The following is an 11798-nucleotide window of genomic DNA, read 5'->3' as shown; positions in this document are numbered from 1 at the left end:
CAGCAGGGGATATTTAAGCCGTAAATTTTTGATCAAGATCTCATGATTTCCTATCCGGACCTGAAAGAGGAGTTCCCAGTTTTATACACCCAGCGCTCAACATACCATGATGTATATAGAGGATAAAGTTGAGGAGATAATACAAGTAGCAAGAGCTGCTAGAAGAACAGGGAAGGATGTATCGGAGGATGTAGAGATAAAAAAGGCAAATTCCCTTTCTGAAAGGGTTTCTGCTCTATTTGGAAACGAGGACATAGGAAAAAGGATATCTTTTTGGCTTGAGAAAGGGATGGACAAGCACACAACAGCCTTCAAGGTGGCGGGTGAGATAGCATCAAACATGATGGGCAGGGACATAAATGAGACAGCTGAGCTTGCTGTGAGAGTTGGGCTTGCAATAATAACAGATGCTGTTGTATCAGCTCCTGTAGAGGGGATAAGCAAGGTTGTGGTGAAAAAAGCAGGAGGCAGAAGCTATCTATCTGTCTACTATAATGGGCCTATAAGAACTGCCGGAGGGACTGAAGGAGCAATTAGCGTTCTAATAGCTGATTATGTGAGGCAAAAACTGGGACTTCAGGAGTTCAAGCCGGGAAAGGAGATAGTTTCCAGATATCTGGAGGAAGTTGAGCTTTACAGAAGATACGCTCATCTGCAGTATAATGCATCAGGAGAGGAGATAAAAAAGGTTGTTGAGAACCTTCCGGTTGAGGTGACAGGTCCTCCAACTGAGGAAGAGGAGGTTTCATCGAACAGGGACATACCATCAATAGAGACGAACAGGATAAGGGGAGGAGCAGTCCTTGTGATAAACGATTGCATAGCTCAGAAGGCCAAAAAGCTGGCAAAACTAGTTGATGAGATATCCAGCAAGCTTGGAGATTTCGACACATCAAGCTGGAACTGGCTTCACTTCATTGGAAGAAAGGAGGAGAAAAAGGAGGATATCAAGGATCTCTGTCCTGTTATTGTTCCATCAAAGAAGTTCATGGAGGATGCTGTTGTTGGAAGGCCTATTTTATCCTATCCATCGAGGCCTGGAGGCTTCAGGCTAAGATATGGGCATGCAAGGGACACAGGATTGGCATCTGTTGGAGTAAGCCCGGCAACTATGATAATACTTGATGAGTTTCTCGCAGTAGGCACTCAAGTCAGGATAGAGAGGCCGGGAAAGAGCGCTGTTGTCATGCCAGTTGATTCAATAGAGGGACCTGTTGTCAGGCTGAGGGATGGAAGCGTTGTCAGGGTTAAGAGCGCTGAGGAGGCAAAAAAGCTGGCAGATAAGGTTGAGAAGATACTCTTTCTGGGAGATGTCCTGATAGGCTTCGGAGAGTTTCTGGAGAACAATCACAAGCTGATACCATCCCCATGGGTTGAGGAGTGGTGGGCTGAGATGCTGAGGGCAAAGGGGGTTGATGTGGATCCCTGGGCGGATTACAGCTTCGATGAGGCGATGAAGCTTAGCATAAAGTATGATGTGCCTATACATCCCAGATGGACCTACTTCTGGCATGATATAACAGTAGATGAGCTTTCTTCTCTAATAGAGGCTGTAAGGAAAGCTGATAGCTCAGATGGAAGGATATTCTTGGAGGGGGTTAAGGAGATACTGGAGAAGCTCTGCATACCCCATAGAGTGGAGAATGGAAAGGCTGTTGTCGAGGGGGATGATGCGAAGGCCCTTCTTGCCAGCTTAAGCGGCATGGAGAAGTTTGACAGGAGGAAGTATGGGAATCTTTCGACAATGGAAGCGATAAACGACATATCGGCATTTAGGATTATGCCAAAGGCCATTTACTACATCGGAATGAGAGTTGGAAGGCCTGAAAAAGCGAAACAGAGGAAAATGAAGCCCCCCGTCAACTTGCTATTTCCAGTTGGAAATTTAAGAGGAAGAAGCAGGATGATTTCTAGGGCAAATGGAGCTGTTACTGTGGAAGTAGCCCTGAGAAAATGTCCATCTTGTGGAAAGGTGACGGTTAGATACTTCTGCTGTGGATCAAGAACAGTTCCCATTCTCTTCTGCAGCAAGTGCGGGAGGGAGGTGAGGGATAGATGTACTCAGCATCCTGATGCAGAAGTGGTCTGCTACAGATCGACAATGCTCGACATGAGGGAGCTGATAAAGGAGGCGTTTGAGAGCCTAGGACAGGAATACGATATAAGTGGCTTAAAAGGGGTAATAGGGCTTACGAGCAAGGATAAAGTGCCAGAACCATTGGAGAAGGGGATACTGAGGGCTAAGTATGGGTTGAGTGTTTTCAAGGATGGAACCATAAGATTCGACTCAACAAACACAGTGCTCACACACTTTAAACCGAAGGAAATAGGGACATCGGTCGAGAAGCTCAAAGAACTGGGATACACCCATGACATATATGGAAGACCTTTGACCTCCGATGACCAGCTTCTGGAGCTGAAGGTTCAGGACATAATCCTTCCGAGGGAGGCAGCAGATCACTTTCTAAGGGTTGCTGGATTTGTGGATGAGCTTCTTGAGAGATTTTATGGTCTGAGGCCATATTATAATGCAAGGAAGCCGGAGGATCTTATAGGACATGTGTTCTTCACTATATCCCCTCACACATTTGTCGCAAATGCTGTCAGGTTGATTGGCTTCGCTGATGCATCTGTTGTTATGGCGCATCCATTTATCCATGCTGCAAAGAGGAGAAATGCTGATGGAGATGAGGACTCGATAATACTTGGATTAGATGCCCTTCTCAACTTCTCCAGAAGCTATCTGCCGAACAAGCCAGGTGGGAGGGAGGATGCACCCCTGCTCTTGGTGACGCAGATAGATCTGGAGTACGTGGATGATGAGACCTACAACATAGAGACAGTTGACAGGTATCCGCTGGAGTTCTTCGAGGCAACATGGAGGTTTGAGGACCCATCAAATGTGAAATTAAGGACAGTCGGCCGGGATTACAGGGAGGGAAAGGAGGTGAGAATTTCCTTCACAGTACCTGTAATCAGCATTGAGGCACCTAGGGAATCAAGGTACAGAAAGCTTAACACGATGGCGGAGAAGCTAGAGGCTCATGTGGCACTTGAGGCTAAGATAAGGGCTGTGGATCTGGAGGATTCCCTCTCAAGGGCTCTCTCCCATCACTTCATAAGGGATATAGCTGGAAACCTGAGGAAGTTCTCACAACAGCAGTTCAGATGCATGAGATGCAATGCAAAATACAGAAGAGTCCCTCTAAGCGGGAGATGTGAGAAGTGCGGAGGGGAGCTCAATTTGACAGTGCACAGGGGAACTGCTGTGAAATACCTAATTCCAACAGCAGAAATAATAAATAAATATGGAATAAAGGGATACCTTGAGCACAGGGTGATGTTGCTCCAGGAGGAGGCAGAGCAGATGTTCTCCAAGAGCAATCAATCAAAGCTTGAGCTTCTTGAGACTGAGAAGCCGAAAAAAGTTGGATTGTCAAGCTTTCTGTGAGGTGATTGGATGAAGGTGTCGATGATCTCTGAAATCTACCCGGGGCAGAGGGCTCTTCTTATTGGCATAGTCGTGCAATCTCTAGAGAATTATATAATAGTGGATGATGGAACCGGAAGAGCTAGAATATACTCCGATCAGGCCTCTAAATTCGAGCCAAAGACTCCTGTCCTCATAGCGGGCATAGTCAGGTCTGCTGAGGAGGGAATGAGGGAGATAGAGGCTGATGCTGTTGTCGATATATCGGGCATAAGCCTTAAGGATCTGTCGGAGGTTAGGGAGCTGATGGCTAAAGTTTATGATATTGAGAGAAGGATGATGAGGAGGGATGTGTGATGAGAGTAGTATTTGATGATGCAAAATCCCTGAAGGGAATAGTTTCGGCAATATCGGCCATTGTTGATGAGGCAACAATAAAACTGAGCCCAAAGGAGGGCCTTGTTCTTTCAGCTCTTGAGCCTGCAAAGACAGCAATGGTTCAGCTCATGCTGCCAAGGGATCTTTTCTCCGCATTCGAGGTTGAGAACGAGGGCTTTTACTCCATAAACTTCAAGGAGCTTGAGAGAACTCTGAAGAGAGTTAAGGGAGAGAGCAGTGTTGAGCTGAGATTTGAGGAGAGCAGATTTGTGATAAGGACTGTGGGAGAATATAAGAAGAGCTTCAAGCTTCCTCTTTTAGCAGGAGAGCCCTTTGAAGTGAAAAGTCCAAAGGTAGACTTTAAAGCAGGGATAAGGATGGAGAGCAAGAGATTTCCGGAGATAATATCGGACATAGAGCTGATGGGAACAGATGTTCAGATATCAATAGACTCGGAGAAAGCGGAGTTCAGGGTGCAGAGCGATAGGGGGGAGGCTGAGATAACCCTATCAAGGGATGATCCAGTTGTAATGGACATATGGAGCACTGAGCCATCCAGGAGCACATATTCAATATCATACTTGGATAGGATGTCCGAGCCTGCAAAGATAGCGAGCGAGCTGAGAATGGAGATAGCCACTGATAAGCCAATGAAGCTCTTCTATCCCCTAGGTGGGATACCTGATGCAGGGATAACCTACTACCTAGCTCACATATCAGTGAGGTAGCATCCTTGAGTTTTTTGGCCAAATATCCTTTCTCTGAGGAGGCAAAAAAACTCGTTGAAAGAGAGGGGCTCTCAATAGAGGAGCTTGCATACGATCCTCTTTTATCAAAAGCGAGAAGAATGGCCAAGGAGAGGCTTGAAAGGGCGGTATCAAGATCCTCATTCTATCAACCCGATCTTCTGGATCCCGCAAGTGAAATATACTCATTGATAATAGCTAGGATAATAGTCGAGGGATCCAAGGATGAGATGCTCAGAAACTTGCTTGCTGAATATGAGAGCAAGAGGTTCATGCATTTGTCAAAGGAGGAGAGCAATGAGAACCTGCTCAGGATAGCATCAGATCTAAATGTGAAAATGGAGCTCAAGGAGGAGTTTCGTGTCTGGATTCTGGATTACATAAGGCTTTCAAAGAGGCTGAAGGATTCAAAATGGAGAGCTGTTAACAGGAGGATAGAGGGAGGATATGTTCTTCTCTCAAGGGATGAGGCAAGGAGGCTTCTTGCTGAGGCTGTCAGGGAGAGAATTCTCTCAAAAATAGATGTTCCTGAGCTTCCATCTCCATTTTTAGAGATATTAAAGGGGCTGAAAATACCGAGAAAAGCTGTAAAAAGGGGAAAGAAAGGGCTTCTGCCCTGTGTTGAATCCCTTCTTGACTCGATAATGAGAGGGGAGAATCTGCCTCATGTAGCCAGATTTGCCCTTGCAAGCCACCTTTTAGCAGCCGGATGGAGCACAGAGGAGGTTCTGGATGTCTTCAGACACTCTCCTGATTTCAAGGAGAAGGTTGCTAGGTATCAGATAGAGCAGATAGCGAAAAAAGGGTATAGACCTCCAAGCTGCAGGAAGATGACATCTTGGGGCCTCTGTCCGGGGGAATGCAGGGTGAGAAAAGTTGCAAAGGCTGATTAGGGAGTTCCAGCTTTATTACAGAGATAGGGCTAGGATGATATTCGCCCCTGAAGTTGAGAAAAGGGAGTTCATGTTCATGGGCTTCGATGATGTGGTGAGGAGGTACATAAGCTTCAAGAGCCTCGATTCCCTCAGGACATACATGGCTGATATTGTCCCAAGGCATGCTTACTACTCAGTTGGTCTTTATAAAAGGCCTGAGATGAGGAAGATGGAGCAGAGGGGTTTTGAAGGAGCTGAGGTCCTGTTTGACATAGATGCAACAGGGCTTGAGGGCTGTTCCTATGATCTCTACTTCTGTGAGGAATGTTCACATGAGCAGCAGAAGGAGATGCAAAGATGCCCATCCTGCGGATCTGAGAGGATAAAGAAGATGGACTGGCTCGATGAGGCATGCATAAGAGCAGCCAAGGCTGAGGTTAAAAAACTGTTAAAGATTCTCAGGGAGGATTTTGGACTGGGAAACGATGGAATTCTTGTCTCATACACTGGAAACAGGGGTTTTCACGTAAGAATACTGGCAAAGGAGTTTTTAAAACTGGGAAAGGAGGAGAGAGCCGAGATAGCAGGATACATAAGCGCAAGGGGCTTTGATTATGAGGTCTTCAGCTCAGCTGGTGGCTATAAGTTTCCAAAGCCTGATGAAGGAGGATGGAGAGGGAGGTTCTCCAGGGCATTGATATCCGTTCTAAGGGAGAACAAGATGGATGAAATAGCCAGAGATATTGAGGAGGGGAAAACGATAGAAAGAGGGTTCATGAGGAAGAGAAGGTGGATTCTGGAGAAAGCCGTAAGCAGGATGAAGGAGGAAGCTGCAACAGTTGATGAAGCTGTTACATTCGACATACAGAGGTTAACAAGGGTGCCAAACAGCCTTCACGGAAAGACGGGCCTCAGAGCTATGACGCTCACTTACGATGAGCTTGATGAATTTGATCCATTCACAGATGCAGTTGGTCTCTCAGACAGTCCAGTTAAGGTGAGAATTACGAGAAAAGTGCCAAGATTCTCAATTAATGGGCTTGTCTTTGGCCCATACAGCAGAGATGAGGTTCTGGAGCTTCCTGCATATGCAGCAGCTCTCATAGTGCTCAGGGAGAGAGGAAAAGCGGAGATCTAGTTTATACCTTTGTATATATTTCAATTCCAAACTTTTTTGCCATCTCAAGGGCTTTATCATCCGCGTAGGGGGTGACAATTACCAGCCTATCAGCCTTTACTCCAGTTACTTTCTCGTAGAATTCGGCTTTTCTCCTGAAAATTGGTATATCAGATGCCTTTATATTGGAGGATACCTCTATTAAAATAGTTTTTCCATCCTTAACAGCTATATCCACTTCTATGTCACTTGGATGATCGTAAACCATTCCCTCCTTATCCCTCTCAACCCATCTCTCCACCTTTACACCGAACTCCTTCTCAAGTATTCCCTTTAAACCTTCCCTGAAAGCTTCTTCTGTTTGAAGGCCCCATCTCGCCCCTAAGGCTGATATCCTCCTTTCTATAAGCTCAAATCCCCTGTTCATATCCTCTCTTAACTTATTCATATCCTCTCTAAGCTTGTTCATATCTTCCCTAAGTTTGACAAGCTGCTCCTCATGTCTATCAAGCCTTTTCAGAATTTCCTCTAGACCAAGAAGTCCGGCTACAGCGTATCTGAACTCCTCATCCTCCTTTAGAAGCTTTAGGAATCTCTGCTTGAGCTGGGAGCTCATCCACTAAATTCACTTTTATCATTTAAATAGTTAATTGCTCCTAAAAATAAATTATTGAAAAGCTATGAGCAATAAGAAGCTAAATGTCACAGCCAAAAAGGTGGAAAAAGCTTTATTGTCAGAAGAGCAAGAAGATTTTCATAATTCAACAGGTTAATTTAAATCACACTAGGAGACTCCTGACTTCTCGTGGAGCAATTATTCAACTCTTTTCCTCTGCTCTATTACCTCTATGAGCTCGGCCTCTCCCTTTCCCTTTATCTCCTCCACTATCCTCTCAACTATTCTTTCCGATGTCCTCTTCACATATCTGGGGTTCTCTGATGAAACCTCTATTACATATCTCGGTGCTCCAATAGTATAAATATTTGCATTTATATTAGTTAGAATTGATTTTATCACATCAACTCCATCAGGCCTGTAGGATACTATCCTCATCACCGATTTCCTCACATAAATAGGGGGCCTTATCTGAGATTTTACAACCTCAGCTATTTTTTCAGCAGATCTTTCATCTATTCCAGCTTTTATCAGAGGTTGTGGGCCTGATTCAAGGCAATCCTCAAGTGCATCAAGGGGCTCCTTGTAGTACAATGCAAGCTTCTTGAAGGCATCATATGCGGCATCAGCGCTTCCGAGAGCGAGCTTTAAGAGGGATATTGCCCTGTTCCTGTTCTTCCATTCCTCCATCTTTCTCTCGGCTTCCTCATCGGATACATACCTCAGGGATAGGTCAACCTGCCCCTTCTTTCTGTCAGATCTCAAAACCCTTCCAACTACCTTCATTCCCTCCTTTATTATGCTCCTGAGGTCCTTTATCCTTCCTGAGGCAGCATGGCTTCTCGGTATATATGCCTCCATCCCGTTGTATTCATCCAAGGTCACTGTCACTCCGTGTTCCTCTATTCTCTTCACAGTCGCTATGACAAGGTCGTTCTTCTTGGGAAAGTCCTCCATTTGATCACCTCTGAACAAAGCATCTGACCTTAAAAAGGGGCTTCTTTTAAATTTTATATGTATCTTTAACTGGTTTTCTTCCCGTAGATGTAGGTTATCTGTGCTTTTATTTTCGCCCTTCCTCCCCTAGGCTCAGCCAGTATCTCATCGCATATCTGGCATCTAACTGTAGTTGAGGCATGTGAGTAAATTATCTGCTCATTCCCGCAGCTAGGGCACCTAACCCTGTAGAAACAACTCATATAAACACCTCCACTTAGCTTTGCGCAATCTCAACCTTTGAAAGCCTTCCCAGATTTCTCATCACCTTTCTCCCGCAATCTTTACATGTCAGCACTAATACTACCTTCTTTGTAAGCTTTGCCTTTCTTCTGAGCCTTCCTCTTGGCTCTCCCCCGTAACCAGATCTCTTTCTCTCAAGCTGCCTCAACCCCCATGATAAGGTTCTTGCCTTCCCTGCCTTGTATATTGAGACCTTGTGCACAGTATGCCTGTTGCACTTCGGGCAGTATGTCCTCATCTCCTCAGGAACCTTCACTCAACCACCTCCACCACTCCTTTCTTCTCAAGGGCCTCAGCATTTGCCCTCGGTATGAGGGCGACATCCCCCTTTTTAAAGGGACCGTATATCCTGAGGTCCTCCCCCACTATGCTAGGAGCTGGTTTTATAAACATTACCTGAACAAAGTTCCTCCTTCTCTCAACTTTTATCTCCTCTCTTTTTCCCTTTATAGCATTCTTCTCCTCTGAAGGAGCTTCATCAAATGTTCCTGCTGCTATTCTCTTCAAGGCCCTTATTCTGGCTATATTTAAGAGAAGTTCCTCACATATCTCAGCCTCTCTTCTCAAAATCTCAGCCATTAGATCGTTGCTTCTATCAGCTCCCTCTCTCATCCTCGCTATCATGTGTTTTACTTCTTCATAGAACCCGTTTTCAATATCTGAAAGGTAGGGTGATGTGATCTCTGAAATGAAAATGTCAACGAGCCTGCTGTATGATACCTGAGGTTTAAGTGCCATCGGGATACCAAGCATCTTTAAATATTAAAGCTCCTAGGAGCCTAGGTTTATGCTAGGATAGTGGAAATGTCACATATGCAAAAGATATAACAACAACGGCTGGTGTCAACCAGAAACTTGAAGAAGAGGCAGTCAGCTTCGTAAAGATGCTTATAATATACCTTGATTCTTGGCAACATCAATTGCATAGCAGATCCGACAAAGCTTGTATCATCTACAGCTCCTGCAGCGCTGATGCCAGTGATAGTTGCGATACCAGCCGGTGCGGCTGGCTGATCCCCCTTTCTTCCTTTTTTATTTAAATTTCTGCAATCGTCTATGATTGCTTTTTATAGCTTCTCAGCTGATCCCCCATATGGCAATGAAATTCAGATTGTTTCTCATACCTCTCATGTTCCTTCTCCTTCCTTTAGAGCCAGCTCTAGCACAACAGGATCCATTAGCCCTTTCAGCTGAGGGAATAAGGCTCTCGGCCCACTACTTCCTGTCAATACCATCTTACAGCAACATAGCAGATGTCAAGGCCTTCGGATGGGTTGGAGGCATAATATTCACATATCAGCCATATGCCTTTTCAGCGGTCCCAGATGACTATTCAAACCTTTATGCCGGCTTGATAATGTCGGAAGCTCTCCTTCACAAGGGATTTGTCTCTTTTAATGAGGGAAATTTAAGTGCGAAAATAAAGGGAATAGTTGATTACTTTCTCAGCAAGAGGACAAGGAACTTATGGACATCCGAGGCATCAGGTTACTATATAGATGTTAAATTTAGTTCAAATGTCCTGCTCCTCCTTTCAAATGCCCAAGCACTTGGGATAATAGATGCAGAGAATGAGATAAAAAACGCTGCATACTCCTTAGTGAAGCTTCAGGATAAAAGCGGAGGATGGGCCCCACAGCCCGAGTCCTACTACCAGAGAGAGCCTGATCCTCTCACCACATCATATGTTCTATCAGCTTTAATTGCTGTAAGAAAGCTCTATGATGTAAATGTGGATGATAATATAAGGAGTGCGATAACCTACCTTGAGCAGAAGGCTTCATCAACTGGATGGCTGGATCCGGTCAAGGATTCGATAATAGTCTCATCCCTGATAGAGGCTGAGATGCTCGGCTTTGATGTTGATCAGAATCTGCTCTCCAAGGTGGCATCCGAGCTTAAGCAGCACATAACGAGCAACCCGGCTCCAACAATAGACAATGCAGTCGTGTTTGGAGGCCTTCTCAGGCTGGCATCTGCTGGAATACTTGATACAGAGGATGTGCTTAGCAGCTTCTCAGGCATAGCTGTGAGCATAGCGAGAGCTGTAAATAAGGATGGGCTTCCCCCTTATGGATATACCCCATTCATATGGACTAGATGCCAGGAGACCTACGATGTGCTTAGGTTCTTCGAGGCATGGCTTAGATCCTCATCCATAACTGTTATGGTCTCAGCTCTCTCAGGCTTCATATCTGAAAATAAAACAGTTGAGAACTCCACCCTGAAACTGCAGGTTCTGGTGAAGAACAACCTCGAGAGAGAAATGAAGCTGAAACTTTTAAGTGATCCATCAGATCCAATAACCGGTAAGGCATCCCTTGACATGAGCATTAATCCCGGCTCATCCAGCTCAGTTGAGCTTCAGTTTAAGACACCTCCAAAGCTCCAGCAGCCTAGGGACTCAAGGATAAGGCTGACATTGATAGATCCCCTAACAAAGGAGTTCCTCTACACAAAAATAATCGTAGTAAGGGTTTTGAGGGATGCAAATATAGCGATAGTGCAGAAGAAAGTTGACAGGCAATCGATGAGCCTGAAGGACACTGCTTTAGTTGTACTAGCAATTGAGAACCAGGGAGATATTCCAGCGGTTCAGGTGAAGATAGCTGAGAGGCTTGGAGCTGGATTTGATGTCATTGGAAAGGACAATGGAACAGCCATAGTCGTGCAAACACAGCAGAAGGGCTTCTACTTCCTTGAGAAAATGGATCCATGGCAGAGGATTACCTTCATTTATACTGTGAAGGCATCATCTCCACCTCCAGGAGTGAATAATCTATCTACAACATCAATAGAGTATGTTAAGGCACTGGGCTCCACTGGATCAACAGAATCCCAGATAAAGGTGAACATAACGAGGCCCTTGATCTCGCTCATACCTGAAGATCAGCAGGTGAGGATGGAGTGGGGTGCCCTGAGAAACATGACGTTCAGGATTGAGAACACGGGAAATGCAGAGGCAAGGGATATTGAGATAAAGTTTGTTCCGGGTGAGGGGATCTCCCTCTCAGCTAAAGGAGGAAGAGTTGATCCGGATGGATCAGTGCATCTGTACGTAGGAAACCTGAGCCCCATGAACTCAATAAAAGTATATGTAGCAGCGAAGGCCTCAGACTTATATCCATCACTAGATCTCAAGACCTATGTGAAGTCGGAGCTCTCATACAAGGACAACATGGGGAGATTTCTTGATGAGTATAGGTTATCAGCAATGACCTATGTAGACATGGTAATGTCCACATTTGCAATGATAATAATATCAATTGTTGTTCTGATAATAGCAGCTATAGCTGTGCTCAGGATCTACAGGTCATATAAGATAAGGAGTGAGAGGATCCCCAAGCTTAAATTCGAGAAGAAGGGGTTCAGGAGGAGGTAAACATCTAATCTGCGA

The 11798-nt window shown here is 45.1% G+C and carries 11 protein-coding genes; 6 read left to right on the top strand and 5 right to left on the bottom strand.

Annotated features, from left to right (window positions below; translation table 11 throughout):
- The first annotated feature begins 106 nt into the window (after positions 1 to 106).
- The 5 genes from D6D85_RS07270 to D6D85_RS07250 are packed head-to-tail and all read left to right on the top strand — an operon-like array spanning position 107 to position 6567.
- Entirely contained in the window at positions 107 to 3451 is a 3345-nt protein-coding gene (locus D6D85_RS07270) for a DNA polymerase II large subunit (RefSeq protein WP_125671406.1), read from the top strand.
- Positions 3452 to 3460: 9 nt separating this feature from the next.
- Positions 3461 to 3787 carry a hypothetical protein gene (locus D6D85_RS07265; protein WP_125671405.1) on the top strand — a complete coding sequence of 109 codons (327 nt, stop codon included), beginning with the start codon at positions 3461 to 3463 and terminating at the stop codon, positions 3785 to 3787.
- Entirely contained in the window at positions 3787 to 4536 is a 750-nt protein-coding gene (locus D6D85_RS07260; protein WP_237558787.1) for a hypothetical protein, read from the top strand. Before D6D85_RS07265 ends, D6D85_RS07260 begins: the two co-directional genes overlap by 1 nt.
- A gap of 14 nt (positions 4537 to 4550) precedes the next feature.
- Entirely contained in the window at positions 4551 to 5447 is an 897-nt protein-coding gene (locus D6D85_RS07255; RefSeq protein ID WP_125671403.1) for a hypothetical protein, read from the top strand.
- Positions 5431 to 6567 carry a DNA primase small subunit domain-containing protein gene (locus D6D85_RS07250; protein WP_125671402.1) on the top strand — a complete coding sequence of 379 codons (1137 nt, stop codon included), beginning with the start codon at positions 5431 to 5433 and terminating at the stop codon, positions 6565 to 6567. The genes D6D85_RS07255 and D6D85_RS07250 overlap by 17 nt, the downstream gene beginning before the upstream one ends.
- A gap of 1 nt (position 6568) precedes the next feature.
- On the opposite strand, the gene D6D85_RS07245 is transcribed toward D6D85_RS07250, so the two are convergent.
- The 5 genes from D6D85_RS07245 to D6D85_RS07225 all read right to left on the bottom strand — a co-directional run bounded on the left by D6D85_RS07245 (position 6569) and on the right by D6D85_RS07225 (position 9139).
- Positions 6569 to 7162: a PD-(D/E)XK nuclease family protein gene (locus D6D85_RS07245; RefSeq protein ID WP_125671401.1), complete on the bottom strand. Its 594-nt coding sequence runs from the start codon at positions 7160 to 7162 to the stop codon at positions 6569 to 6571.
- Positions 7163 to 7360: 198 nt separating this feature from the next.
- Positions 7361 to 8119, bottom strand: a complete 759-nt coding sequence (locus D6D85_RS07240; protein ID WP_125671400.1) for a S1 RNA-binding domain-containing protein — start codon at positions 8117 to 8119, stop codon at positions 7361 to 7363.
- A gap of 65 nt (positions 8120 to 8184) precedes the next feature.
- The gene (locus tag D6D85_RS07235) at positions 8185 to 8361 is read right to left on the bottom strand and encodes a 30S ribosomal protein S27e (RefSeq protein WP_125671399.1); all 177 of its coding nucleotides are present in this window, start codon (positions 8359 to 8361) and stop codon (positions 8185 to 8187) included.
- 14 nt (positions 8362 to 8375) lie between these two features.
- Positions 8376 to 8657: a 50S ribosomal protein L44e gene (locus D6D85_RS07230; RefSeq protein WP_125671398.1), complete on the bottom strand. Its 282-nt coding sequence runs from the start codon at positions 8655 to 8657 to the stop codon at positions 8376 to 8378.
- Positions 8654 to 9139, bottom strand: coding sequence for a DNA replication complex subunit Gins51 (locus D6D85_RS07225; RefSeq protein WP_125671397.1), 486 nt, complete (start codon positions 9137 to 9139; stop codon positions 8654 to 8656). The genes D6D85_RS07230 and D6D85_RS07225 overlap by 4 nt, the downstream gene beginning before the upstream one ends.
- Before the next feature lie 355 nt (positions 9140 to 9494).
- Between D6D85_RS07225 and D6D85_RS07220 the strand changes: the two genes are divergently transcribed.
- On the top strand, positions 9495 to 11783 hold the full coding sequence (locus tag D6D85_RS07220) for a hypothetical protein (RefSeq protein WP_125671396.1): 2289 nt from the start codon (positions 9495 to 9497) through the stop codon (positions 11781 to 11783).
- Positions 11784 to 11798: the final 15 nt, after the last annotated feature.

Source organism: Candidatus Methanodesulfokora washburnensis (assembly GCF_003947435.1).
GTDB classification, from domain to species: domain Archaea; phylum Korarchaeota; class Korarchaeia; order Korarchaeales; family Korarchaeaceae; genus Methanodesulfokora; species Methanodesulfokora washburnensis.
Note: the sequence above shows the minus strand (reverse complement) of the source record. Positions and strands in the feature narration are given on the sequence as shown.

Coding starts and splice junctions, on each gene's coding strand:
- D6D85_RS07245 (WP_125671401.1), bottom strand. CDS start 7,162: ATGAGCTCCCAGCTCAAGCAGAGATTCCTAAAGCTTCTAAAGGAGGAT.
- D6D85_RS07240 (WP_125671400.1), bottom strand. CDS start 8,119: ATGGAGGACTTTCCCAAGAAGAACGACCTTGTCATAGCGACTGTGAAG.
- D6D85_RS07270 (WP_125671406.1), top strand. CDS start 107: ATGATGTATATAGAGGATAAAGTTGAGGAGATAATACAAGTAGCAAGA.
- D6D85_RS07260 (WP_237558787.1), top strand. CDS start 3,787: ATGAGAGTAGTATTTGATGATGCAAAATCCCTGAAGGGAATAGTTTCG.
- D6D85_RS07235 (WP_125671399.1), bottom strand. CDS start 8,361: ATGAGTTGTTTCTACAGGGTTAGGTGCCCTAGCTGCGGGAATGAGCAG.
- D6D85_RS07225 (WP_125671397.1), bottom strand. CDS start 9,139: ATGGCACTTAAACCTCAGGTATCATACAGCAGGCTCGTTGACATTTTC.
- D6D85_RS07220 (WP_125671396.1), top strand. CDS start 9,495: ATGGCAATGAAATTCAGATTGTTTCTCATACCTCTCATGTTCCTTCTC.
- D6D85_RS07265 (WP_125671405.1), top strand. CDS start 3,461: ATGAAGGTGTCGATGATCTCTGAAATCTACCCGGGGCAGAGGGCTCTT.